This is a genomic window from Bacillus sp. 007/AIA-02/001 (genome assembly GCF_004634455.1).
GTDB classification, from domain to species: Bacteria; Bacillota; Bacilli; order Bacillales; family Bacillaceae_G; genus Bacillus_A; species Bacillus_A cereus.
Genome location: NZ_SEIY01000011.1, coordinates 1 through 24633, shown reverse-complemented (window position 1 = coordinate 24633; position 24633 = coordinate 1). Strand labels below are relative to the sequence as shown.

Genomic DNA, 24633 nt, shown 5'->3' with positions numbered 1-24633 from the left:
GGTGGACACCTTAGTTTTTTAACTAAGGGGATTCATTGGAAATATTTAATTTAGTCATGGTTGCGATTTTAATCGCATTTACTGGATTTTTCGTAGCAGCAGAGTTTGCGATTGTAAAGATACGTTCAAGCCGTATCGATCAGCTTGTTGCGGAAGGAAAACGCGGTGCTTTAGCAGCGAAAAAGGTAACAACAAATTTAGATGAATATTTATCTGCTTGTCAATTAGGTATTACAGTTACAGCTATGGGATTAGGTTGGTTAGGTGAACCGACAATTGAAAAGTTATTACACCCGTTATTTGAGAAATGGAACTTAAATCCTTCTATTTCATCAGTATTAACATTTGGTCTTGCTTTTATGATTATGACGTATTTACACGTTGTAGTAGGGGAATTAGCTCCGAAAACGATGGCAATTCAAAAGGCTGAAAGGGTAACGTTATTATTGGCAGGTCCATTAATGATGTTCTATAAAGTAATGTATCCATTTATTTGGGTATTGAACGGTTCAGCTCGTGTGATAACTGGTTTATTCGGTTTAAAGCCAGCTTCAGAACATGAAGTAGCTCATACAGAAGAAGAATTACGTCTTATCCTTTCAGATAGCTATGAAAGTGGCGAAATTAATCAAGCTGAATACAAGTATGTAAATAACATTTTTGAATTTGATAATCGTATTGCAAAAGAGATTATGGTACCGCGAACAGAAATCGTTGGTTTCTACCTGGAAGATTCAGTAGAAGAACACATGAAAGTAATCCAAAATGAGCGATACACACGTTATCCGATTTTTGGAGAAGATAAAGATGATATTATCGGTATGGTCAACGTAAAAGATTTCTTTATTCGATATATGACCGAGGATCAAAAAGATTTATCATCTATTCGCTCGTATATGCGTCCGATTATTGAAGTGATGGAAACGACTCCAATTCACGATTTATTACTTCAAATGCAGAAGAAGCGAATTCCGATGGCTGTTTTATATGATGAGTACGGAGGAACAGCCGGAATTGTAACGCTTGAAGATATCTTGGAGGAAATCGTCGGCGAAATTCGTGACGAATATGATGAAGATGAGGCACCGCCAATTCAACATGTGAACGAGCAACATATCATTGTTGATGGAAAAGTGCTTATTTCAGAAGTGAAAGATTTATTTGGATTACACATCGAAGAAGATGATGTGGATACAATCGGTGGATGGATTATGATGCAAAATCATGAAATCGAAGAAGGACAACACGTTGACGCGGAAGGTTATGAATTTAAAGTGTTAGAAAAAGACGCTTACCAAATTAAACGTGTTGAAATTCGTAAGATGGAACAAGAACAAGAAGAAGAGAAAGCAGCAACTGTGTAAGTTGCTGCTTTTCTTCTAAAAGTACAAAAAATGAGAACTTAGGAGCGGATATTTTGATTCAAGAAGCCTTACGTGTATATCGATTACAATTGTATGTGATCTTTAGTGGTTTACTACTTATGTGGACGATTACTCCGTTTGGAAAACAAGTGACAGGGTTCGGTATTGGATTAGCAGTAAGCGCCTATTGCCTTTGGTTATTAGCTCGCAGAGTGGAGAAACTCGGAAAAAGTATCGTAATGAAGGAAAAGGCTCCTGGATTAGGAGTTTTAAACCGATTTGCAGCTGCCATTTTAGGAGCTATCATCATGTATGAAATTGAGCATGAGATGGAAATGTGGGCATTCGGTACAGGTATTTTAGGTGGCCACTTTTTAATGATTGCAAATTTAGCGTATGCAAATATGCAGTTAGTGAAAGAAGAAGAGAAGCAAAGGGAACATGCTTCGAAAAACATAGAGCTATGATGAAAGGGACCTAATCGGGTTCCTTTTTTATTTTAGTGATTTGATACAAGTAAACAAATTAACGACAAATATAATACGCTTCTTTTTTACGTTTTTCAATAGTATGAAAAATAATAAAAAATTTTAAAAAAACCATCGATTTCTAAAGGTTATGTATGTTATTATGACAAAAGACTTTTTGAAAGAGGTGGATACCAATGTTACAAGCGCTACTTATTTTTGTGCTACAAATTATTTACGTTCCAATTTTAACAATCCGTACGATTTTGCTTGTAAAGAATCAAACAAGATCCGCTGCTGGTGTTGGATTGTTAGAAGGAGCTATTTACATTGTCAGTTTAGGTATTGTGTTTCAAGATTTATCAAATTGGATGAACATCGTTGCCTATGTCATTGGCTTTAGTGCGGGACTGTTATTAGGCGGTTATATAGAGAATAAATTAGCAATTGGTTATATTACGTATCAAGTTAGTTTACTAGACCGTTGTAATGAATTAGTAGATGAGTTACGTCACTCTGGATTTGGCGTTACAGTATTTGAAGGCGAAGGTATTAATTCTATACGTTATCGCTTAGATATCGTCGCAAAGCGTTCTAGAGAGAAAGAGCTTTTAGAAATCATTAATGAAATTGCACCGAAAGCGTTTATGTCTTCGTATGAAATTCGCTCGTTTAAGGGTGGATATTTAACGAAGGCGATGAAGAAAAGAGCGTTAATGAAGAAGAAAGATGAACATGCATCGTAAAAAAGAGGAGTAGTGCTGCAGTAAAAGTGCAGTATAAGTCCAAATGTAAAAGGAGGAATCTATTTTGATGTAGATTCCTCTCTTTTTTTATGAAAAATATTGATCTGTTAATTCAAAAAAACTAAATCGTATAATTATTTTTTTTACTCATTCTCAAATTAATGATTAGCCATATAATTTGAAAAAATACCGGTATGATAAACGCAATTAATAAAACGATAAGTGATATCGATTTAATTTCAGGTGTTTGAATGACACCGGCACCATCAACCTCTCGTAGCCAAATAATAGCTGCCCATATTCCAAAAACGATAATCCAAAATATGTTACCAATCCACCAAGAAATCCATCGTTTTTTCATGTTAGCACCCCTTACATTTCTACTCTGTTAAAAGGATAATTTCGTTCGTTACATTTATAATGAAATAACTATAAAATTAGTTTTTCTTAACTGTATATCGAACTTGTTTAAAGGTTACCATTTCTCCATCATCATTATCATCTTTCGTTTGCAAAAGTTGAACTTTTGGTTTGTAGTCCGTCCTATGAGCGTGTTCGATATCTTTAATGTTAAGCTTGTAGGATTCACTATTCTTTAGCTTTTGTTCCAACACTTTTTTATTAGCAACATAAATAAAAGTTACTTTATTTTCATCAATGCCTTTAGTTTTAATTTCTAATTCATTATCTTTTGTTGTGATCGTTGGTGTTAATAATTCCATACTGCCTTTCCCGCTTTCTAAAGAATTCTCTGCTATAGTTGAACATCCTGATAATATGATTCCAGTGAATAGAAGAACAGCTAATTTCTGTTTCATAACATCCCTCAATTCCATGTGAATTTTGATTTTGGTATTGCTAGATTACTAGTGTGGAGCGTAAATGTTTAGTTAGTACCCTTTTGATTGTACCATAATATGTAAAATAAAACAGGATGTATATCCAATTTAAGGGAGATTGAAAAATTTACTCATTGTTGTAAATTCGTGTGTTTTAGCTTCTATTTCAATCGAAATGTAGACAGGATAAAGAAATTTTTTATAGAAATTTCAATTTTTACATCTTAAAATAATGATAAAGCGTAGATGAATTTATTCACTTCGGAGGTAGTTATTTGAACATTAACGAGAAGGCAATTGAAATGTTTGAACAAAATAAATATGAGGAAGCAATGGAACTGTTTCAACAAGCAGTACATGAATCTAGAGACGTACAATCTCTCAATAATCTTGCTTGGATGTACTTCTATGAGGAAGAGAATGATGATAAAGCTCTTGAATTAATAAGAGAAGTTGTTAAGTTGAATCCTTCTTCATACTTTCCTTATAACATCTTAGGGGACATTTACATGAAACAAGAAAAATGGACAGAAGCGAAAGAAGTATTACAAAAATCTATTTCGATTCAACCATCGGATGAAGCATATCATAATGTAGCTGTAGCTCATTATAACCTTGGAGAGCTGGAAAAAGCTTCGGAATTTTTTTTACGAGTTGCAGGGGATTCGGACTATATCATGTATAGCTATGTAAAATGTTTAATTGATTTAGAACGAACGACAGAAGCAAAAGAGAAGTTAGATACTTTTAACAGGGAATCTGATAATTTTTTAGGGGAAATTAATGTAGCAGATTTATATGTTGAATTGAATTGCTATAAAGAAGCAATTGAATGGTTCGAAAAGGGATATAAAGAATGCTGGAAAAGTCCTAATTGGATTGGTAGATTTGTGTATGCTCTATATAAAACGAATAATTTCTCCCGTATAAATGAAGTTATACGGGAATCTATCGAAGCGAAAACAGCAGAAATAGAAGATGTTCAGAGTGAAGAAGTAGAAGAAAACTGGACAGAAAATGATAAGAAAGAGTTAATTGAGGAATATACAGAAGAGAATAATTGTTATAAAACAATGGTAGAACGTATCAAATCTGGATACGTTCCAGGATTAGAGTTTGAAACTGATCATATAGGGGCTTGCTATTTATTTGGTTGTAAAAGACATAATCACCTTGAATATGAAAAATAAAAAGATTCGACTGTCACATATGATGGTCGAATCTTTTTCGTTATAGGTCGCTTGTATTACATAGGTGTATATCCTCTTTAGAGGCCACTTTTTTTATATTCAAAATATGTAGTGAAATAAAACCAATAAGTCCTATTCCGCCAAAAATAAGCCATGGTGTATACATTCCGCTTAAGTTGGATGTAAAAGATGTACCGGTATAATTACCAATGATAAAACCAAATGCGAGTGATAGTTGATAAAATCCGAAGAAAGTGGCTGTATATGATTCATTACTGTAATTTGCAATAGCGATATCAGCGTTAGGTAATACGAGTGTTTCACCGATTGTAAATAAAATTACACAAATAAAGAGCCAATATGGGTGTTGAAATAAAGGAATGAGTAAAAAGGAAATACTCATTAATAAAACACCGTATTTAATAATCGAAAGTGTGTTGTATTTGTGGAATAATTTTCGGAATAATACCATAAATATGACGCCTGTTATCGCATTTATCGTAATAACGAGTGTAGCAAGTTGATTGCTATTACTAATGTTTTTCATATGAAGTGGAAGTGCGACAGTAAGCTGAGTAAACATAATATAGAAGAAAATCATGATAAAGGAAAACAGAAGGAAAGATTTGTTTTGTAAGATGACCTGTATTCCTAATGTAATAGACGTATTTTCAGTAGTGACTTGGAAGTGATTTTTAAGTAAGTAAAAAATAAAAGCAAATAACAGCATAAGAGATCCTGTTAGAGAGAAAGCGTAGAGTGGATCGAGTAAGAGTAAGAATCCTCCTGCAATTGGTCCGATTATTGCACCGCAATTAAAGCTAAGGTTTAAATATGTAAATAAATTTTTTCTCAAATGAGCTGGCTGTGAGCCAAATATAGCGCGAGCGGCAGGTTCGTAAAATGCAGTTCCGAAGCCAATAAGTGCAGAAGAAATAGAAATTGTATAGAAATCAGAGCATATTCCTAAAGCGATAAATCCGACTCCTCTTAAAAATAATCCGGCTATCATCATAATGATATAGCCTATTTTGTCAGCAATTAACCCTGAGAATAATGGGATAACTCGTGATGTAATTGTCATAATCGTCAACACTGTTCCTACTTGGACAGCAGAAAAATGAAGAAAGGTTAATAGATAAATAGCTAAAAATGCGTATACTGCAAAATACCCAAAAGACATAAAAAATGAAGAAATAAGCATGAAACATATCGGTGTTGAGAAACCTTTCATAGAAATCCTCCTAATTATGTAACCAGTAAAATTATTTGATGGTTAACTATTTTATACTATAATTATACATAAAGTCAGAAAAAAGTAAATTTTAAGAAGAAGGTGGATCGAATTGAATCAAAACGCTCCAAATGAACTAGAATATATTCGGGAATTTTTAAATACATGGAGAATACCAAACGATACGAGAGAGCCAATTGATTTGCTGCAAACAAAAGAAGATATAAAGCTCTTTATGAAAGAATATTTTGATGAAGAGTTTCCATTTCATACGATAGAGGAATTAAGAGGTTTTCGAGAAGATATTCGGATGACAATTGAAGGCGGAGAATCATTGCAAAAGTGGTTAGAGAAATACCCATTTCATGTACATATAAAGGATGATATGAAAGGTATTACATATGAACCAGTATATGAAGAGAATGTGTATACAAAAGTGTTAAGCATTGTGTTAATGTCAATTCAAGAAAATGTGTGGGGAAGGTTAAAAGCATGTCCAGATTGCCGCTGGGTATTTTATGATCATTCGCGTAATGGAAGTAAAAGATGGTGCGGTATGTATGCTGGAGAAGAAGGAGGAAGAGCGTGCGGTACAATTGCAAAAGTGAAAAATTACCGAGCGAAGAGAAAAGGAAGAACGGGTTATGATGTGTAATTAATAGTGGGGAAGAAAATGGATGGGGGAATGTAGCATATGAAAGGTACGCAAATGTTAGCTTTAAATAAAAAGTGTTGGGATACAGTTGCACCTTATTTCTTTCAAGTGGATTGTTTACCGAAATATGGTCCTTATACGGCGTCTGAAGATGAGATTCATTTGTTCGATTCAATTAAAGATAAAAAGGTACTTGATATTGGATGTGGAAGTGGGCATTCGCTGAAATATATGGGGGAACATGGAGCAGAGGAAGTATGGGGCCTGGATCTTTCAAGTGAACAAATTAAAATAGCGAATGAAACGTTAAAGAGTTGGAATCCAAAGTTAATATGTGGAGCAATGGAAGAAGAAGGGGATATACCGAAAGATTATTTTGATATTGTATACTCCATTTATGCATTAGGCTGGACTTCGGATTTAAGAAAAACGTTGGAATTGATTTATTCGTATGTAAAGCCAGGAGGAAGTTTTATTTTTAGCTGGGAGCATCCCATATATTCAAACTTACAGTATGGTACAGAAGAAGTTGCTATAAAGTCTTCTTATCATGAGGAAACGCCCATTACGTTTGAAACATTTAAAGGAGAAAATGTACAAGCGACATTATATAAGAGAAAAATAAGTACATACATAAATGAGTTAAATAGAGCGGGATTTAAAATTGAGAGAATAGAAGAGCCTGAACCATCAAGCTCGTTTGATGGAGAACTAGCTGAGCCGTCTACGAAGTATTATTCTTTATATAAAGCTAGAATGGTGCCGACTACTTTTATTATTAAAGCTAGAAAGTAAAGTGTTTTTATAAAAGAAGCCTATGATTTCAAATAGATGAAATGATAGGCTTCTTTATTTTAAAAAAATGAGGTCAAAGGTGTACTTTTCTTATAAAAATGCATTTCATATAAAAGGTGTAATATTTCCAAGGGGATGCAAATGGTGGGAATGAGACAGTATCTGTTAGATTGCTATTAAATGGAACGCAACTAACAGGGAGTTTTATACAAAACGTAACGACATCAACTGTAGTAATCGAACCAGCCATTTCCAATACACTTCTTGTGAATGTGACGAGTGCCAATTCAACATTAATATTACAAAATGGCCCGTTAGGTGTAGGGCATGTGACCACTATAGCAGGTGCGATTACAGCAAGTTTAAATGTAGTGAGAATTTTATAAAGAATATAAAAAACACAAGGAATGTCTTTGTAAGACACACCTTGTGTTTTTTAATATTAAATAAACATTTTCTTTATCTTTTCGGTTGAAAAATATGCTGAAAGAAGTATTTGTGATGTAAGTTATCTACAACCTTATTTGCTTGATATGTGCGTTGTTTTTCAATTCGAAGTCTTTGCTCCATCATTTTAATTGCGTGATCAGATAAACGTAACATAATACATTCTCCTTTTCTATAAATATAGGTGACTATTTGATATCGATCCCATATTTATAATTAAGGAGGCAAAATGTGTAACATAGGCAAAAAGCACCTTCCTCTCCCATTACGCTTACGAGGTTAGCTGTCGGACTCGGGAAGTGAGAGTTTCCCTACTTAAAAAAGATTCGCCCCAAGTAGCATAGCTACAAAAATGGTTCCCCCGCTCCAAAATTTGGACTCAGCAAAAGGTTTTATAAAGTAAAAAATAACATAAAGGAGCGAACAAGTCAAATTATTTTGTGTATTCTGTCTTTTTTAATTGCGTAAGAATCATACCGTCAGGAAGTATTGTATCTGATACTGTAATGAATCCGTGTTTTTTATATAAAGTAATAGCAGGGGTATTCGCTTTACCTGTTTGTACAATGTATGTCATTGAAGAGGGAAACATGTTAAATATATAAATTAGGAGTTTCGTTGCGATTCCTTTTTGAAAAAAATCGGGGGATACAACTAACCTGTGGATATCGATTAGTTTTTCTTCTTGTACAAAAGAAATAAAACCGACAAGTTTATTTTCAGAAAAATATCCATAGAATGTTTCAACACAACTTTGAATATCGTTTACAGTATCATATAAACGAGGTATGGCAGTGCTATTTAAGTAGTCTGCTTCAACTTTATAAGCTGGAATTTGAACCTGTAAAATGGATGTTGCTACTTCAAAAGAACTGGAATTTAACTTAAGAATCATAGATAATGAAGCCTCCTTTAAATATGGTATATGAATATAATTGCTTTATGGGTGAGTTTGACAATATTTTTCTTTTTTGCATATAATATATGTATCTCCATATGTAAAATAGTAGTAAATATATTTCTATAGTGAAATATGATTAGCAATGATAAATACATATGTTTGTATTAAATCATACAAACTATAATAGAAATGGAGGACTAAAAATGGGATGGATTATCACATTAATAGTTGGTGCTATTATAGGTGCAATTGCTAGTTCTATAACAGGTAAAAATTTCCCAGGTGGTATGTTCGGAAATATTATCGCAGGTTTATTAGGTGCTTCGTTAGGTGGTAGATTATTTGGATCCTTTGGGCCATCATTTGGTGGGATTCATGTAGTGCCAGCATTATTAGGTGCAATCGTGTTAATTTTTATTGTATCATTTGTAGTGAAAGCTGCAAAGAAATAGATATATAGATTATGATGAAGAGCCCTGAATAAGGGCTTTTCATCATTCGAAGAGGTGGTTTCATTGGAGAAAATAAATATAAGAAAAAGAGATAAGTTAAGAAAGTTTTTTAGAGAACAAAATTATTTGGCGGTATTACTTGGATTTGCGTTATTGTTCATTAATATTTTATTGCTAACAAAAATATCATTTGTTTTTACACCGTTTATCGTATTTTTAAAAACAATTTTCTTCCCAGTACTATTAGCAGGCGTACTATTCTATATTTTACATCCATTCGTTTCGCTTTTAGAAAAGAAAGGTGTTTCAAGAATCGTATCGATAGCTTCTATATATTTAATCGTACTAGGATTATTTGTATTTTTAGTTGTAACGGTTATCCCTATTATTAAAGATCAAATTGATGCATTAATTGATAACTTACCGTATTTTGGCCATGAGATTGAACAAGCAGCACGTAGATTCGGGGAAAGTAATTTACTCGGTAAAATTCAGGAGAATTTAAATATTAATGTTGCGAATATGGTAAAAGACTATACAGTTGATTTTACAAAGTCATTATCATCAGTAACTGGGAATGTAACTGGATTTTTGAGTACTATTACAGAGGTTGTTTTAACATTTGTAATGGTTCCATTTATATTGTTCTATCTTTTAAAAGATGGCGAACAATTGCCGAATCACTTCTTAAAGTTCATTTCAGAGCAAAGACAACCAGCAGCAATGAGAATACTAGATGATATGCATTATGCAATTAGCTCATATATTAGAGGGCAAATTATCGTTAGCTTGTTTATCGGTATTATGCTATTAATTGGTTACCTTATTATCGGTATTAAATATGCGGTACTACTTGCAATTTTAGCGATGATTGTAAATATCGTTCCGTACGTAGGGCCAATCATCGCGATTACACCAGCGTTAATTATCGCATTTATCGACTCGCCAGCAATGGTGTTAAAAGTAATTATCGTTATGATGGTTGTACAATTAGCAGAAGGTAAATTTATTTCTCCGCAAGTTATGGGGAAAAAGTTAGACATTCATCCGATTACTATCATCTTTATCATTTTAACTGCCGGAAACTTATTCGGGATTATGGGCATTATTTTAGCCATTCCAGGATATGCGATATTGAAAGTATTAGTTACGCACGGTTATAGATTTGTTAAGTTGAATACGTGAAAAAAGCGCTAAAACAGTATTATCTGTTTTAGCGCTTTTTTATTAACAATTCATTTGCATATTGGCGTGCCCATTGATCCGCCTCTAATATAGCATCTAGTGAAGGATCTTTTACGTTATGATGAGCTTCAACTGTTTTGTAAATTGTTTTTTCAATATCAAAAAAGGCAATTTCATTTTTTAAGAATAGTGCATTCGCAATTTCATTTGCTGCATTTAATACAGCGGGAGTAGTACCACCGATTTTGCCACATTCATATGCGTATTGTAGACAAGGGAACTTCTCTAAATCTGGTTTTTCAAAATGTAAACTACCGATTTCTAATAAATTTAATTTTTCATAGGAAGAAGGTAGCCGAGTAGGATAGTGAAACGCATATTGAATCGGCATTCTCATATCAGGAGCACCGAGCTGTGCCATAACTGATCCATCAATAAATTCTACTAAAGAATGAATGATACTTTCTTTATGGATCATTACATCAATTTTTTCATACGGAATATCAAATAGCCATCTCGCTTCCATTACTTCGAACCCTTTATTCATTAATGTGGCAGAATCAATCGTTAGTTTTGCGCCCATTAACCAGTTTGGGTGCTTTAAAGCATCTTTTGCTTGTAAAGTTTTCATTTCTTCACGTGTTTTATCACGGAATGCACCGCCAGAAGCTGTAACGATTAATTTGTCAATTTCTTTATTATTTTCTCCGTTTAAACATTGGAAAATAGCTGAATGCTCACTATCTACTGGAATTAAGCGACATCCGTTTTGTTTCGCTAGTTCAGTTACGATATGACCAGCTGCAACTAACGTTTCTTTATTAGCGATGGCAATATCTTTCTTCGCCTTTAATGCTTCAATCGTTGGAAGTAGTCCGGAAACTCCGACAACAGAACTTAATACAAGATTTGAATCAGGGTGAGTAGCTACCGCAATTAAGCCATCAGTTCCGTATGTGATTTTTGTATTCGCTGAAATACGCGTACGAAGCGTGTCCGCTAAGTCTTTTGTCGCAACGCTTACAATACGAGGTTGAAACGTTTTGATTTGTTGCTCAAGAAGATCAATATTATAATTTGCGGTTAAACCAACGATTTTAAAATGTTCAGGGTGAGCTGAAACTACATCTAATGCAGATGTGCCGATAGATCCTGTGGAACCTAAAATGGATATATATTTTACCATGAAAAAACCTCCAAAGTTGTTTCGAATATTTCTGCAAACCTATATAACATTAGACAATAGAAGTGGAAATTCCTGCTATATAAAATAGAAAATTCGGGTTTGTTTGGAAGCGAAATGTGATAAACTGTAAAAAATAATGAAAAAGCAATGAAAGAGAAGAGTACATATTCGAAACTTTTCAGAGAGCTGATATGTGGTGAGAATCAGTAAGGGATGAATATGGAATGGGCTCTGGAGCTTCTAACTGAAATGAGTAGGTAAAGACGGTTACTTCACGTTATTGAAGTATGAAGTGAGCTAATGATAGCTAATTAAGGTGGTACCGCGGGAGTCTCTCGTCCTTTTTTAAAGATGAGGGGCTCTTTTTATTTTGAGAAAGGAGGAGTTAGGATGGATGAAAAAATAATGTTAACAGGAATTAAGCCGACAGGTTATCCGCATTTAGGAAATTATATTGGCGCGATTAAACCTGCATTACAAATGTCAAAGAATAATGAAGGAAAAGCATGGTACTTTATAGCTGATTATCATGCATTAAATGCTGTTCATGATCCAGAGAAGTTCAGCAGTTATACGAAAGAGGTAGCAGCTACTTGGTTATCACTTGGACTTGGAGAAGATGTTATTTTTTATCGACAAACAGAAGTGCCGGAGATTCTAGAATTAGCTTGGATTTTAGCTTGCCTAACTCCGAAAGGTCTTATGAACCGTGCTCATGCGTATAAAGCGAAGGTGGAGCAAAATAAAGAAGCGGGGTTAGAGGTCGATGCAGGAGTGAATATGGGGTTATATACGTATCCGATTTTAATGGCAGCTGACATATTATTATTTCAAGCTACCCATGTACCAGTTGGAAAAGACCAAATTCAGCATATTGAAATCGCACGTGATATTGCGACGTATTTTAATCATACATTTGGCACGACATTTACACTTCCGGAGTATGTCATACAAGAAGAAGGAGCTATTTTACCTGGTCTTGATGGAAGGAAAATGAGTAAAAGTTACGGAAATGTAATCCCATTATTTGCAGAGCAAGAAAAACTACGAAAATTAATATTTAAAATCAAAACAGATTCTTCACTTCCAAATGAACCGAAAGAACTAGAAACCTTATTTACAATTTATAAAGAATTTGCGACAGAAGACGAAGTACAGTCATTACGTGAAAAATATGAGACTGGAATCGGATGGGGCGATGTGAAAAAAGAGTTGTTTCGCGTTGTAGATCGTGAGTTAGCTGGACCTCGTGAAAAGTACGCAATGTATATGAATGAGCCGAATTTATTATATGAGGCGTTAGAAAACGGTGCTGAGAAGGCACGCGTTATTGCAAAGGTAAATTTAGCGGAAATTAAAAAACGGATTGGATTTGAGAGGGAACGTTAAGCGTTCCCTTATTTTTTTAGATAATCTGTAATAATCCTCTCAATAACAGGGGGAAGATTATTAGGTAATTCATCAAGTGAAAAGAAGCGTAGTTCTTTTGATTCACTTTGATCGCATACAAGTTCACCATGAAATTCTCGGCAAATATAAACAACGAGTACACCGTGTACTTGATCGCCGTTTGGATAGATTTGAAAGAAATCAGGCCCTGAGTATGTACGGAATAGTTCTGGATTTTTAATGATAAGTCCAGTTTCTTCATATACTTCTCGTTTTAAAGCTTCTTCTAACGTTTCGTTATATTCTAAGGCGCCTCCAATAATGCCCCAGCGTTTAAAATCTGTACGGAGTTGCAGCAATACTTCATCTTTTTCATTTAATATAATGGCGTGTGATCCTATTAGAATAAGTGGATGATTTCCTACTAGATTTCTCATATCTTCAATATAACCCATGTCATTGCTCCTTGTATTTAATAATAATTAGGAAGTTCTTTTAACATTCTTTCTGTTTTACGTGCTGTAAAGGCTAAGTTATGGTCATCTTTCGTTCTGAAAAATAATGTGCGTAAAAAGGTTTTAATATTGGCACATAAAATACAATACTCATTAAGCGAAAGGCGTTTTCTAATTTGAGGAAGCCTTTTTATTTTTTTATGAATAATAGAAATTAAATCGTTCTGAGGAAAATCATGATACAGCATTGCTAGTAATGGAGTAACAATGCGTTCATCTTCGTTATTATGAAAAAGGTCAGATGGAATAAAGATTTTATTTAATAAACAATGAATTAATTCTTCGTACCATTCAAAAGTTGTATACGTATTATGAACAATTTCAGTAAAGGCATCAGATACGTGAGCAAGACAATGAGCCCATCCTTTATTTTCGATATAGCCCCGAAAATCCGTTTCTAAGTTTGTGTATGTAATGAGTTTGTTTTTTATTTCTTCGATATCCTCCTCTGTACAAAAGTAGTGCGAATTAGCGAATTGGAGTATTAACGCAATTAACGAAATAGTGTAAGAACGTGTGAAAACCCCATCTGAATGTGGGGAGTAAATGTCACAATATAAATACTCATCACTTAAACAAGTTTGCAGAAGTAATTTCAGCTGATCGTCCATAAGGAATTCATGATGAATGAAATGCGCAAAACATTTATATATAAGTTGGTAACGAACGTAGCTATCAGTCGTTCCGATATACTGAAGCATGTTCAAAGTTAACTCATTTACGTCTATATGCTGTAGTTGCGTATAGTCATTTTGTTGTATAAGCTCTAACTGTTGTTGCAATGCTGTAATATCCACTGGAGAACCTCCTCCGCACTTTAAAGATGCGATCTTTTCTAGTATTCTATATATTCAAGGACAATCCTGCTCATGCAAGGAGAACGATTAGAAATTCGAGTATGATATAGATGAGGGAAGAATATGACGACGATAGAACAGTTAGAAAAATATTTTAAAATAAGAAGAAATGCTTCTTCTATTATGATAAAAGAAAATAATGCAGAGATTTTTACAGAAGAGCAATTAGAGGAAATGATGCAATATTGCGTTGCTGAAGCTAAAAAAGATGGATTAGAAAAACTACATTTTGAAATCTCTTCAAAAAGTCCAAATTATGATGTGTATAAAAAATGTTTTGAAACGTATTCATTTGAATATGTTACGGAAAACATGATTGTATTTAAAGATATATATGAAGTAGAAGATGCAGAAAGTGAAATTGATTTTAAGCTTATTGAAGAAGTTGGAGAAGAGGCTTTTTATTCACTGTGGAATGAAGCGACGGGAGAACCAGTCGCTCATGATCAATTTGTGCATATGATGCTACAAGAAATTGGTGAGCAATGGAAAGAACATTGCTTAACAGCGAGTGTCGATAAAAAGCCGATAGGAATTGTAATCCCGCATATTGAAAGAGGTACGTTAGAAGAAGGGAAACTTATGTACTTCGCAGTTACTCCAAATATGCGTAATAAGGGATATGAAGCGGCATTATTTGCAGGTGCGATGTTTGTCTTAAAGGAAATAGGTGCATCTTATTATATTGGTGAGACAAATATACAAAATGAATGGATGAAGGATGTTTTTGAAAAGAATGGATGTCAGTTGCTGAGTTGTACTGAGCGGTATGTAAGGAAGTTTTAGGATATAATCTGGGACACATCTAGTGAGAACCCTTGTACAAATTTTGAACAAGTAAAAGAACTTTTCGCCTGTTTGTAAGATAAAAAGAAAAATGAGAACGACAAAGTAGTTATTCCTATAATAAAATAGAGTAAGATTTGACTATAAGAGAAAGCGTTGGTGAAAGAATGGAGCAGCAAAGAAATTGGCTACAAGCAACTGTAGAGAGAAATGAAGATAATACGTTACAAATAAAATGGGAAAATAATATAGAAGAAGTTCGTATTTATTGGAGTACTTCACCAGAACATATTGAAGAAACTGGAGAATTACTTGCAACGGTAAATGGAGAATTATCATATACAATTGAAAACCCGAGTGAAAATGAACGTCCATATTTTAGATTAGTAGGAAGTAATGGACAAGCGGTAACAGTAGCTGAGCGTAGACTGCCATTACAAGGCGCGTTTAACTTCCGTGATATGGGAGGATATGAAACGACAGAAGGCCGTAAAGTGAAATGGGGCAAATTATACCGTTCTGAAGAATTAGCAGGACTAACAGAATGGGATATTGCGTATTTACAAAAGTCTGGCTTAAAGTTAATTTGTGATTACCGTACAGACTTTGAAGTGAAGCATAAGCCGAATCCAGAAATTACAGGTGTTCGTCAAGTGTGCTTACCAGTTATGCAAGACTTAGCGAAAGACTTAAATATAAATGAGTTTTTCCAAGTTGGTGACCTTTCTATGTTAGGAAAACCAGGTGAGTATCTTGTGAAAATGAATCAAGATTTCGTAAGTGGCAACGAGGCATTCGTGAGCTTCTTAAACTTAGCGCAAAACCCGGAAAACTTACCGTTAGTAAACCACTGTACAGCTGGAAAAGATCGTACTGGATTTGGTTCAGCATTATTACTACTTTTACTAGGTGTACCAGAAAAAACAGTAATGGAAGACTACTTACTAAGTAACGGATTCCGTGAAAAGCTAAATGAAAAAATGATGGCCTTTTTAGGTGCGAAATTACAAAACGATGAGAGCAGAGCGATATTAGGTGCAATGTTTGAAGCGCGTGCTGAATACTTGCAAGCTGCGATTGGTGAAATTCAAAAGCAATACGGATCAGTTGAAGCATACGCTGAAAAAGCTCTTGGCTTTACGAAAGAGTCGTTAGAGGAAATGAAAGAGTTATTGCTAGAAGATTAATAATGAGAAGGAGGCTGAGCGGATTAGCCTCCTTTTACTATTGTTGCTATAATTTTGTTAATGAGGATGTTGTGCACAGAGGAGAAAATGGATGAAAAGAACTTAAGAATCGGGGGATAAAATGATTCATACACGTGTAAAAGCAGAGGGGTTAAGAGAGAAGCTGGCAACAATACTAAGTCAAGAGTATAAGGAACTAGCTATTCAAGATTTAAAGGTGATTGGAACGGGAGTGCAAAATATTGTTTTTCAAGGAGATTCAGAAAAGGGGTCTTTGGCATTTCGAGTACCGTGGGAAAGAGAAGTGGAAAATATAAATGAAGACTTATTTAACAGTCGGATTTCGTTGCAAAAGGAAGCGGAGCTGTCTAAGTATTGTCATTCAAAAGGTATTCCAGTACCAAGGATACACGGATTGCATCTTTCAACCGAACTTGATTTTTTAATTTCGGATTGTGTGTATGCTGATCATATGCCAATTTCCGCATGCAAAATAGGGGAGTTAGTGAGCAATCTTCATAGTATGCCAATTGATGGTTTGTATTACAAACAAAATATTAGAGAGCCTATTAGTAAGTATATAGCAGAACGAATTGTGAAACGGATAGAAGGGTTTAATACAATCACGAACTGCAAAATTAATCTTCCGGATACAAAAACAATTGAATATATTCTTAGTACAGCAGATCATGTAAAATGTTTATTACATATGGACATTCGACCAGCCAATTTAATCGGGTATAATGGAGAAGTTAAAGCAATAGTTGATTGGGATAATGCTTTAATTGGTCATCCATTGCTGGAGCTTATGAGAATAGCTGAAACAAATGAGGTTAGTTGGGATGAATTTAAAGATGGATATAAGAATGATAGTATCTTTAATGTTACTCCTCATATTGTTAGTTTATTTTATAGACTAGATACAGCAGTCATGCTAGCAAATTTATTTATAGCACATTTGAAAATAAAAGATAAAGGTGTATTCTATAAAGAGCGGGTTAAAGCGCTTCATCACGACATATATAAAAACTTATAAGCAATGAGAACGAAGCTTTTAAAATAGGAATTGAGGAGAACATCATGAAATACAAATTTATATTATTCGACGTAGACGATACATTATTAGATTTCCCTGAAACGGAAAGACACGCATTACATAATGCGTTTGTACAGTTTGGCATGCCTACAGGGTATAATGATCATCTTGCAAGTTATAAAGAGATTAGTAATGGATTATGGAGAGATTTAGAAAATAAAATGATTACGCTAAGTGAATTAGCCGTAGAGCGATTTAGACAATTATTTGCACTTCATAATATAGCCGTAGATGCGCAGCAATTTAGTGATGTATACCTTGAAAATTTAGGGAAGGAAGTACATCTTATAGAAGGCGCAGTGCAATTATGTGAAAATCTTCAAGATTGCAAGTTAGGTATTATTACGAATGGATATACGAAGGTGCAACAATCAAGAATCGGAAATTCGCCTTTATGTAATTTCTTTGATCACATTATTATTTCTGAAGAAGTTGGTCATCAAAAACCAGCGCGTGAGATTTTTGATTATGCATTTGAGAAATTTGGAATTACGGATAAATCAAGTGTACTAATGGTCGGAGATTCGCTAACTTCTGATATGAAAGGCGGAGAAGACTTCGGCATTGATACGTGTTGGTATAATCCGAGTTTGAAAGAGAATAAGACGAGTGTTAATCCGACTTATGAAGTGGAGAGTCTGCTACAAATTTTAGAAATTGTAGAAGTGGCTGAAGAAAAGGTAGCTTCATTTTAATTGTGCTGATATTTGTCGAAAAATCGATATATTTGAAAAATCGTTGATATATTGTAAGTTGTGATAGATATATTTGAAAAATCGCTCATATAAATTCATATACTAAGATATAGAACAAAAAATAGCGCTACTATACAAGATCATTCACGTGTTATAATGCGTGAATTAAATATGCGTATATAAATAGTCTCTCAGAGTGATGCGATGTCATGTATGATTAGTGTAACAACTAGAGGTGAATAAAGGATGTTAACGTTTTTATTTGAGTTAGATAAGAGTATCCCGCAGAAGGATGAGCCACGGTATGATGCTTATTCAAAGGGCTTTATCGAAGGAGATGTAACGATTTGCGCGAGTGACAGCGTATTTTTTCAAAAATCATGTATGAAGGTTGCAGAGCTGGGCATTTATTTAGGTCAGTGGATGGAACAAGTTCAACATGGGCAGAACGTGCCTATGAAATATGAAACGGCTGACCGTGAAGAGGTAATTCTTGGTTTCTTCTATGAAGAGGATCATAATCAATGGAATGTTTTTTCCAGCTGGCAAGAATTTGAACTTCAAGAGCGTATAGCTACTACAACATTAATAGAGAGTGTTCAACGCTATTTGTATGAGCTAAATAAAGAACTGCGCATGATAGAATATCCTGTGACGTTTGATCAGTACTTAAGAGGAGAGCGAATGATGCAGCTCTCTTACAAACGACCGTGTGATAGCAAAGCAGATACGACACCGATAGAGGTTTATAATGGAAGTGAGCAAGTAGGCGTAGTAATGGGCTATTATAAAAATACGCTGATGAGAGTGCTGGATTTAATTCCAAAAATTGGTAGTAATATTATTTATGAAATAAAGGATAGTAAGGACAATATTCGCGTCATTGCAAAGGATGTAAGTAGGCAGCGCCAAAGAAGGATTTTAGTAACGTACAAAGATAATCATGATGCAGAGCATGAAATACTTGTATGTGACGGAAAGTTATTGGATGCAAATTTCTTATTTACCTTTACATATAAGGCAGAAGAATATGTTGTTCATAAAACTTCATTTGGAATGGGAAAGTTATTACGAAAGGGCTATGTAATTGCAGATTGGAATATTCGTCTTGAGGAAGATATGTATTACATTGAGATGAATGTATATGATGAAGATTACATGCAGGATCAATACTTGCTATTAGGCGTATTTCATGCGGTTTTATATGGATAATCAATGAGAAATACCGTCATTCTTCTTGGAAAGAATGACGGTATTTTTTTATGTGATTCTTGTGACTGGATGCCTTTAATCAATCCTCAAAAATAAAAATCTCATCAATCGTACTATGTAATGCCTTCGCTATATCGTGAGCAAGTTGTAAGGAAGGATTGTATTTACCTTTTTCGAGATGACTAATTGTTTCACGTCGCACACCAACGCTCTTCGCTAAATCTTCTTGTGTCATGTTCAATTTGGCACGGTATTCTTTTATTCTCGTTACGAACGCCATGGTGCATCTTCCATTTCATCAATTGGTTTATCGAAAAAGAACATAGAAAAGCCGAATGTAAGAATGAGTGTGCCGAAAATAAGAGCGATATCAATCTCTTGTAGCGTAGGGTTTGGAAATAACATTTCAATAAACATAATGATTGTGGTAGTTAGTAACGTAACGATAAATGCATTGCGACACGATTTATTGACAATTTGTTCAAACAGTTCATCGTGTTGAACTGTTCTATACGATGTGAAAAAGGAGAAGAAACAGAACATAGTAAACAATCCTTTTTCATAAAAAAATCCGAGGAAACCGAAGAAACCGAGAAATCCTAAATATTTTATCCAAGTTGTTTTCATGATAGGTCCTCCTTATGTTGTTAGAAATAAGTCACGTTATGTTATAAATATATCGCAATTGGATAGGAATGGTAATAATAGTTTTCCAGTTTGCTTCATAATAATAGTAAAAAGAGGAAATATGCTGCGAAATAAAGAGGATAATATTGTAAAATGGTTGTAAGGAGGGGGAGGAAGAAATGCTAACTTGGATCATGATCGTTGTATTACTTGTAGTGATTACTGTCATTGCGACGGTGTTAATTGGGCGGAATGGTGATGCAAATTATAGCAAAGCGACAAAGGGGAATATTAAACGCTTAACAATGATTTATATTATACTAGCTGTCGTTTTAGTTGTTGGATTAGGGGTGTATATTTATTTTAAAGGTTAAATAAACTGAAAAATGTAAAAATCTTAAAATAGAAGTATGCTATAATATCAATATAGTTATTTGGTAATTAAGGAAAGGATTGGATGGAATGATTGAAATTACGAATGTGTCAAAAAGTTATAATGGGTCTACCTATGCAGTAAAAGACTTAAGTTTATCTGTACCTAGCGGCGAAATCTTTGGATTTTTAGGACCGAATGGTGCGGGTAAATCAACGACAATTAAGATGATTACTGGCATTCACGGGGTGGACAAAGGGACTATTACGATTAACGGAAAAAATATTATGGAAGAGCCGATGGAAGCGAAGAAGACGTTTGGTTATGTACCAGATAGTCCAGATATGTTTTTACGATTAAAAGGAATTGAATATTTAAACTTTATGGCCGATATGTATGAAGTGCCGAAAGAAGTACGACAAGAACGAATAGAGTCTTTAGCGAAGAAGTTTGATCTTTATAATGCTTTATCTGATCAAATTCAAAGTTATTCGCACGGTATGAGACAAAAAATCGTTATTATTGGTGTGCTCGTGCATGAACCAGATGTATGGATTTTAGATGAACCGTTAACTGGGCTTGATCCGAAATCTGCATATATTTTAAAAGAAATGATGAGAGAACATGCGGATAAAGGAAAGATTGTATTTTTCTCTACACACGTATTAGAAGTAGCGGAAAAAATATGTGACCGGGTTGCAATTATTAATAAGGGGAATCTTCAGTTTAAAGGGAATTTAGATGAAATGAGAGATCATTTTAAATCCAATGAATCACTTGAAAAAATGTTCTTGGAGATGACGGGCAATGAGTAAAATTTGGACGTTAACGAAAGTATTATTAAAATTAAATTATGCAGATTTTATAACAGATAAGAAGAAGCGATGGGCGTATGTATTTTCATTTGCAGCCATTTTATTTGTCGGCTTTTTACTATTTGGTTCTATCACGCACGCAATGTATGAGGGAATGATACATTTAGGGCAAGATCCAGGAATGATTATCGCAATGGGACTTGCGATTGCGAGTATATGGGTATTTTTAATGAGTATAACGAACATTTTAACTGTATTTTACTACAGCAATGATATTGAAATGTTACTACCATTACCATTAAAACCAGCCCAGATTATTTCGGCAAAATTTTTAACAGTATTAATAACACAATACGTAATGAGTTCATTCATTTTATTACCAATCTTTATTACGTACGGATTAAAAAGTGGCGCATTTATTACATATTACATATACATGATTTTTATTTACTTACTCTTCCCGATTGTGCCGTTAGTACTAGCTTCGTTACTGATGACAGTTATTATGAGGTATACAAATATAGCAAAAAATAAAGACCGAGGAAATATATTTATTGGAATTGTAAGTATACTATTTATTGTAGGAATTAATGTATTTTTACAGTGGAAAAATAAAAGTTCGTTTTCTGAAGATGCAATTGCGGATTACCTTGCGAACAACCAATCTTCTCTTTTAGTACAAATGACAAACTATTTTCCAACTACATATTTCGGAGCAGTGGCATTAGTAGAAAATGCAAATTGGAAGGGTCCTTTATATGTATTAATCTTTGCAGTTATTTCATTTGTCTTCTTTGTGTTGTTTTATTACATAGCAGAGCGTACATATTTAAAAGGGGTTATTGGACTTTCAACGAGTACAGCAAAGAAACAAGTTATTTCGGCGGAAGGTTTACAGAAATCAACAGTACAAAGTTCGCATTTAAAAGCGTATGTGAAAAAAGAATTTAAAACGTTATTCCGTACACCACAATTTTTCTTAAATTGCATTGTACAAACTTTCGTTATGCCAATTATGTTGTTCTTTGTTTTATTCGTGCAAGACGGGAATTTAAAGTGGATTACAGGGTATATTGATAACCCAAAATCAGCAGGCCTTGCAATTGGCGTGGGCCTTTGTGCATCGTTATTTTTAATGGGTAGTAACGTCATTGCAACAACGTCATTTTCGCGAGATGGAAGCTCTTGGTTTGTGAATCGTTATTTACCAGTAAAGGCTTCGGATATCTTTTTTGCGAAAGCAATCACTGCTTGGTTAATTAATGTGATCATTTTAGCAGTATTCGGTATTACGATGGCAGTTGTAGCTGGGATTTCTCCAGTCTTTATGATACTGTGGTTTTTACTAAGTGCGAACGGGTTGTTATTAATTAATTTAATCGGAACACGCTGGGACGCGCAAACTGCAGATATTCATTGGGATACAGAGCAGAAATTATTTAAAAGTCGATATACAACTTTGTGGAATTTTTTAGCTAATATTTTAATAGCTTTAATTATTGTGGCGGGAGTAAGTGTATTATACTTCTTCCTTCATGTCGGACTATGGGTTATGTTTATCGTTTTATTTGTAATGTTTACGATTGTAAATTATATCTTTATTAAAATGTTAAAATTAGGTGCTGAACGTATACTGTCAAATATTCAATAAGAAGATAAATCCTCTGTATTCATGCAGGGGATCTGTGTATAGATGGAGGAGAAAAAGGTGAAGAAAATAGCAATTGTAACAGGGGCAACTCGTCTGAATGGAATTGGTGCAGCTGTATGCAAGGTGCTTGCTCAAAAGGGGATAGACATTTTTTTCACGTACTGGCCAAAGTATGATAAAGCGATGCCATGGGGAATGAGTGATCAAGAACCCTTTTTGCTGAAAAAGGAAATTGAAAGTTACGATGTTCGATGTGAAATGGCAGAAATCAATTTATCGCAGTCTTATTCGCCAAATCGTTTGTTTTATATGGTATCAGAACGGTTAGGTGATCCATCTATTCTAGTTAATAATGCAGTATATTCTACTCATACGAGGATTGAGGAATTAGATGTAGAGCAGTTGGATAAACATTATACAGTTAATGTTCGGGCTACTATGCTATTAAGTTCATTGTTTATAAAACATTATTCACTTAAAACGGGCGGGAGTATTATTAATCTTACTTCAGGACAGTCAGTAGGTCCAATGCCAGATGAACTAGCATATGCAGCAACGAAAGGGGCAATTGAAGCATTTACAAAGTCAGTGGCACCAGTAGCGATGGAGAAGGGGATTACTGTTAATGCTGTTGATCCAGGACCAACAAATACAGGGTGGATTACAGAGGAATTAAAACATTATTTAGTATGGAAATTCCCGCAAGGTAGAGTTGGAGAAACGATGGATGCTGCGCGCTTAATTTCTTTTTTAGTAAGTGAAGAAGCGAAATGGGTTACTGGGCAAGTCATTCACTCGAATGGTGGTTATTCATAAAAATATTATGTTAACAAATGCTGAGAAACAAAAAACGAAAGAAAATTTTATTTTTTTGTATAAATAAAATGTCAAGAAAGATAAAAATTTGATAGAAGAGTATATCGTCATATGAAGATAGTGATTCTTAATGTGACAATATACTCTTTTTCTTTTACTTGCGAGCAGAAAAATGAAGTAGAAGAAACTCGAATATTAAAATGAGTTTATCAGTTTTTGTCCGTATTATTATGAAGATTACTGTCGGAAAGATGGTAATTCATGTGAAAAGGGATTTTTTAAGGGGAAATCGAATCGTAAAGGGGAGGATAAATTATGTAAAACATAGGGGGATTTATATGAAAATGAAAAAGGTCGCTATCGCATCGATTACAATTGGTACAATGCTTACTATGGCAGCTTGTAGTCCTTCAGCAGATAAAGAAACGGAAAAGAAAGAGCAAGTAACTGCGCAAAAGGATGGAGAAGCAAAAACGACAAGTGCAGATGAAGCTTCAAAAACAACGAAAGATACTGAAAAAGAAACAAATACTTCTTCAAATGAAAAAACAGATAAGGATGCAAAAAATACGAAAGAATCATCAGGAACAGAAAGTAACGGCAAAACGTCAACTCAAAACGAAAATGTAAAAACAAAAGAAAAAGAAACGACAGGAAAAACGAATGATCAAACGACTAGCGGGAAAACAGCAGATCAAAGCACAAGTACAAGCACAAACAATAACGGAAAGGCAACGAAAGATCCGAAGAAAAGTGTTGCTGTGAAAACGAATGTTAAAGAAGTTGTAGCATTAATTGATAGCTTGGACAAGCAGTTAGCTGCTAATCCGAAATTGGAAACAGTGAATAAGCTTGGCAAACAAATTAACGAAAAGTGGGATGTGATTGAAAAAGAGCTAGAAGCATCACATCCGACGGATTCTAAAACAATCGGTCAAAGTATGTATCCGTTAATTGTAGGGGCGGAGAAGGAAAAGATTGATGTTAATAAAATGAAATCATTAACGACGAAAACGAAAAAAGATTTAAATCAGTTATTGACGAAACTTTCATAGTTTCAAAAGCCTACTCCTGTGTGAAGTGCACCCCAATTGTTAGACACATAATTAACAATTGGAGGTGCATTTTTTATGGCTAAATTTTCTTCAAAAGA

General features: G+C 34.2%; 29 protein-coding genes, 1 pseudogene, 1 riboswitch and 1 other annotated feature. Of the genes and pseudogenes, 20 read left to right on the top strand and 10 right to left on the bottom strand.

Features of this window, described 5'->3' with window-relative positions:
- Nucleotides 1-35: 35 nt before the first annotated feature.
- The 3 genes from ES895_RS19625 to ES895_RS19615 all read left to right on the top strand — a co-directional run bounded on the left by ES895_RS19625 (nucleotide 36) and on the right by ES895_RS19615 (nucleotide 2577).
- A complete protein-coding gene (locus ES895_RS19625) occupies nucleotides 36-1364 on the top strand; it encodes a hemolysin family protein (RefSeq protein WP_000402256.1) in 1329 nt (442 codons plus the stop codon).
- A gap of 53 nt (nucleotides 1365-1417) precedes the next feature.
- Entirely contained in the window at nucleotides 1418-1831 is a 414-nt protein-coding gene (locus ES895_RS19620; protein ID WP_000613876.1) for an ATP synthase subunit I, read from the top strand.
- Nucleotides 1832-2028: 197 nt separating this feature from the next.
- A complete protein-coding gene (locus tag ES895_RS19615) occupies nucleotides 2029-2577 on the top strand; it encodes a DUF2179 domain-containing protein (RefSeq protein ID WP_000938438.1) in 549 nt (182 codons plus the stop codon).
- Nucleotides 2578-2698: 121 nt separating this feature from the next.
- Here ES895_RS19615 and ES895_RS19610 read toward each other — a convergent pair whose 3' ends face one another.
- Complete coding sequence (locus ES895_RS19610; protein ID WP_135238577.1) at nucleotides 2699-2938, bottom strand: DUF3923 family protein; 240 nt, start codon at nucleotides 2936-2938, stop codon at nucleotides 2699-2701.
- Nucleotides 2939-3014: 76 nt separating this feature from the next.
- Nucleotides 3015-3395 (bottom strand): hypothetical protein, encoded by a 381-nt coding sequence (locus ES895_RS19605; RefSeq protein WP_135238576.1) that lies wholly within the window; start codon nucleotides 3393-3395, stop codon nucleotides 3015-3017.
- A gap of 296 nt (nucleotides 3396-3691) precedes the next feature.
- On the opposite strand from ES895_RS19605, the gene ES895_RS19600 reads away from it, so the two are divergent.
- A complete protein-coding gene (locus ES895_RS19600) occupies nucleotides 3692-4606 on the top strand; it encodes a tetratricopeptide repeat protein (RefSeq protein WP_016111539.1) in 915 nt (304 codons plus the stop codon).
- A gap of 40 nt (nucleotides 4607-4646) precedes the next feature.
- On the opposite strand, the gene ES895_RS19595 is transcribed toward ES895_RS19600, so the two are convergent.
- Nucleotides 4647-5840 carry an MDR family MFS transporter gene (locus ES895_RS19595; protein WP_135238575.1) on the bottom strand — a complete coding sequence of 398 codons (1194 nt, stop codon included), beginning with the start codon at nucleotides 5838-5840 and terminating at the stop codon, nucleotides 4647-4649.
- A gap of 112 nt (nucleotides 5841-5952) precedes the next feature.
- On the opposite strand from ES895_RS19595, the gene ES895_RS19590 reads away from it, so the two are divergent.
- The 3 genes and pseudogenes from ES895_RS19590 to ES895_RS19580 form a co-directional block, all read left to right on the top strand.
- Nucleotides 5953-6495: a CGNR zinc finger domain-containing protein gene (locus tag ES895_RS19590; RefSeq protein ID WP_048568364.1), complete on the top strand. Its 543-nt coding sequence runs from the start codon at nucleotides 5953-5955 to the stop codon at nucleotides 6493-6495.
- Nucleotides 6496-6534: 39 nt separating this feature from the next.
- Nucleotides 6535-7290, top strand: coding sequence for a class I SAM-dependent methyltransferase (locus ES895_RS19585; RefSeq protein ID WP_000679180.1), 756 nt, complete (start codon nucleotides 6535-6537; stop codon nucleotides 7288-7290).
- A gap of 122 nt (nucleotides 7291-7412) precedes the next feature.
- Nucleotides 7413-7676 (top strand): annotated as a pseudogene (locus ES895_RS19580) (collagen-like protein); the annotation flags it as partial.
- A 73-nt stretch (nucleotides 7677-7749) separates the two neighbouring features.
- On the opposite strand, the gene ES895_RS29355 reads toward ES895_RS19580, so the two are convergent.
- Together ES895_RS29355 and ES895_RS19575 are read right to left on the bottom strand one after the other, a co-directional pair.
- Nucleotides 7750-7893, bottom strand: a complete 144-nt coding sequence (locus ES895_RS29355; protein WP_000945243.1) for a hypothetical protein — start codon at nucleotides 7891-7893, stop codon at nucleotides 7750-7752.
- A 96-nt stretch (nucleotides 7894-7989) separates the two neighbouring features.
- Nucleotides 7990-8132, bottom strand: a riboswitch (cyclic di-AMP (ydaO/yuaA leader).
- 38 nt (nucleotides 8133-8170) lie between these two features.
- Nucleotides 8171-8632 (bottom strand): GNAT family N-acetyltransferase, encoded by a 462-nt coding sequence (locus tag ES895_RS19575; RefSeq protein ID WP_000601225.1) that lies wholly within the window; start codon nucleotides 8630-8632, stop codon nucleotides 8171-8173.
- 209 nt (nucleotides 8633-8841) lie between these two features.
- Here ES895_RS19575 and ES895_RS19570 point away from each other — a divergent pair, with 209 nt between their 5' ends.
- Nucleotides 8842-9090, top strand: coding sequence for a GlsB/YeaQ/YmgE family stress response membrane protein (locus ES895_RS19570; RefSeq protein WP_000539730.1), 249 nt, complete (start codon nucleotides 8842-8844; stop codon nucleotides 9088-9090).
- Between the two features lie 63 nt (nucleotides 9091-9153).
- A complete protein-coding gene (locus ES895_RS19565; protein WP_000411480.1) occupies nucleotides 9154-10275 on the top strand; it encodes an AI-2E family transporter in 1122 nt (373 codons plus the stop codon).
- 28 nt (nucleotides 10276-10303) lie between these two features.
- Here the strand turns inward: ES895_RS19565 and ES895_RS19560 are convergent, their stop codons facing one another.
- On the bottom strand, nucleotides 10304-11461 hold the full coding sequence (locus ES895_RS19560) for a 1-deoxy-D-xylulose-5-phosphate reductoisomerase (RefSeq protein ID WP_088067409.1): 1158 nt from the start codon (nucleotides 11459-11461) through the stop codon (nucleotides 10304-10306).
- Between the two features lie 138 nt (nucleotides 11462-11599).
- Nucleotides 11600-11807, top strand: a binding site (T-box leader).
- A 44-nt stretch (nucleotides 11808-11851) separates the two neighbouring features.
- On the opposite strand from ES895_RS19560, the gene ES895_RS19555 reads away from it, so the two are divergent.
- Entirely contained in the window at nucleotides 11852-12850 is a 999-nt protein-coding gene (locus ES895_RS19555; protein WP_135238574.1) for a tryptophan--tRNA ligase, read from the top strand.
- Between the two features lie 8 nt (nucleotides 12851-12858).
- On the opposite strand, the gene ES895_RS19550 is transcribed toward ES895_RS19555, so the two are convergent.
- Nucleotides 12859-13305 (bottom strand): NUDIX hydrolase, encoded by a 447-nt coding sequence (locus ES895_RS19550; protein ID WP_097995166.1) that lies wholly within the window; start codon nucleotides 13303-13305, stop codon nucleotides 12859-12861.
- A gap of 17 nt (nucleotides 13306-13322) precedes the next feature.
- Nucleotides 13323-14162 (bottom strand): DUF2785 domain-containing protein, encoded by an 840-nt coding sequence (locus ES895_RS19545; protein ID WP_016111546.1) that lies wholly within the window; start codon nucleotides 14160-14162, stop codon nucleotides 13323-13325.
- A gap of 123 nt (nucleotides 14163-14285) precedes the next feature.
- On the opposite strand from ES895_RS19545, the gene ES895_RS19540 reads away from it, so the two are divergent.
- The 5 genes from ES895_RS19540 to ES895_RS19520 all read left to right on the top strand — a co-directional run bounded on the left by ES895_RS19540 (nucleotide 14286) and on the right by ES895_RS19520 (nucleotide 19198).
- The gene (locus ES895_RS19540; RefSeq protein ID WP_135238573.1) at nucleotides 14286-15008 is read left to right on the top strand and encodes a GNAT family N-acetyltransferase; all 723 of its coding nucleotides are present in this window, start codon (nucleotides 14286-14288) and stop codon (nucleotides 15006-15008) included.
- Between the two features lie 167 nt (nucleotides 15009-15175).
- Nucleotides 15176-16195: a tyrosine-protein phosphatase gene (locus tag ES895_RS19535; RefSeq protein WP_070756793.1), complete on the top strand. Its 1020-nt coding sequence runs from the start codon at nucleotides 15176-15178 to the stop codon at nucleotides 16193-16195.
- A 121-nt stretch (nucleotides 16196-16316) separates the two neighbouring features.
- On the top strand, nucleotides 16317-17231 hold the full coding sequence (locus tag ES895_RS19530; protein ID WP_000582026.1) for a phosphotransferase family protein: 915 nt from the start codon (nucleotides 16317-16319) through the stop codon (nucleotides 17229-17231).
- A 44-nt stretch (nucleotides 17232-17275) separates the two neighbouring features.
- Entirely contained in the window at nucleotides 17276-17986 is a 711-nt protein-coding gene (locus ES895_RS19525) for a YjjG family noncanonical pyrimidine nucleotidase (RefSeq protein WP_000875414.1), read from the top strand.
- 246 nt (nucleotides 17987-18232) lie between these two features.
- Complete coding sequence (locus ES895_RS19520) at nucleotides 18233-19198, top strand: tubby C-terminal domain-like protein (RefSeq protein WP_087948630.1); 966 nt, start codon at nucleotides 18233-18235, stop codon at nucleotides 19196-19198.
- Between the two features lie 79 nt (nucleotides 19199-19277).
- Here the strand turns inward: ES895_RS19520 and ES895_RS19515 are convergent, their stop codons facing one another.
- Entirely contained in the window at nucleotides 19278-19478 is a 201-nt protein-coding gene (locus ES895_RS19515) for a helix-turn-helix transcriptional regulator (protein WP_000896323.1), read from the bottom strand.
- A complete protein-coding gene (locus ES895_RS19510) occupies nucleotides 19466-19825 on the bottom strand; it encodes a DUF3796 domain-containing protein (protein WP_000859225.1) in 360 nt (119 codons plus the stop codon). The genes ES895_RS19515 and ES895_RS19510 overlap by 13 nt, the downstream gene beginning before the upstream one ends.
- A gap of 179 nt (nucleotides 19826-20004) precedes the next feature.
- Here ES895_RS19510 and ES895_RS19505 point away from each other — a divergent pair, with 179 nt between their 5' ends.
- From ES895_RS19505 to ES895_RS19485, 5 genes are all read left to right on the top strand, one after another.
- Nucleotides 20005-20199 carry a hypothetical protein gene (locus ES895_RS19505; protein ID WP_000958863.1) on the top strand — a complete coding sequence of 65 codons (195 nt, stop codon included), beginning with the start codon at nucleotides 20005-20007 and terminating at the stop codon, nucleotides 20197-20199.
- Between the two features lie 88 nt (nucleotides 20200-20287).
- A complete protein-coding gene (locus ES895_RS19500; RefSeq protein WP_000570204.1) occupies nucleotides 20288-21013 on the top strand; it encodes an ABC transporter ATP-binding protein in 726 nt (241 codons plus the stop codon).
- Complete coding sequence (locus ES895_RS19495; RefSeq protein ID WP_000036889.1) at nucleotides 21006-22664, top strand: putative ABC transporter permease subunit; 1659 nt, start codon at nucleotides 21006-21008, stop codon at nucleotides 22662-22664. Before ES895_RS19500 ends, ES895_RS19495 begins: the two co-directional genes overlap by 8 nt.
- Nucleotides 22665-22721: 57 nt before the next feature.
- Nucleotides 22722-23480, top strand: coding sequence for an SDR family oxidoreductase (locus ES895_RS19490; protein ID WP_002103389.1), 759 nt, complete (start codon nucleotides 22722-22724; stop codon nucleotides 23478-23480).
- A 338-nt stretch (nucleotides 23481-23818) separates the two neighbouring features.
- The gene (locus ES895_RS19485; protein WP_000782538.1) at nucleotides 23819-24535 is read left to right on the top strand and encodes a hypothetical protein; all 717 of its coding nucleotides are present in this window, start codon (nucleotides 23819-23821) and stop codon (nucleotides 24533-24535) included.
- Nucleotides 24536-24633: the final 98 nt, after the last annotated feature.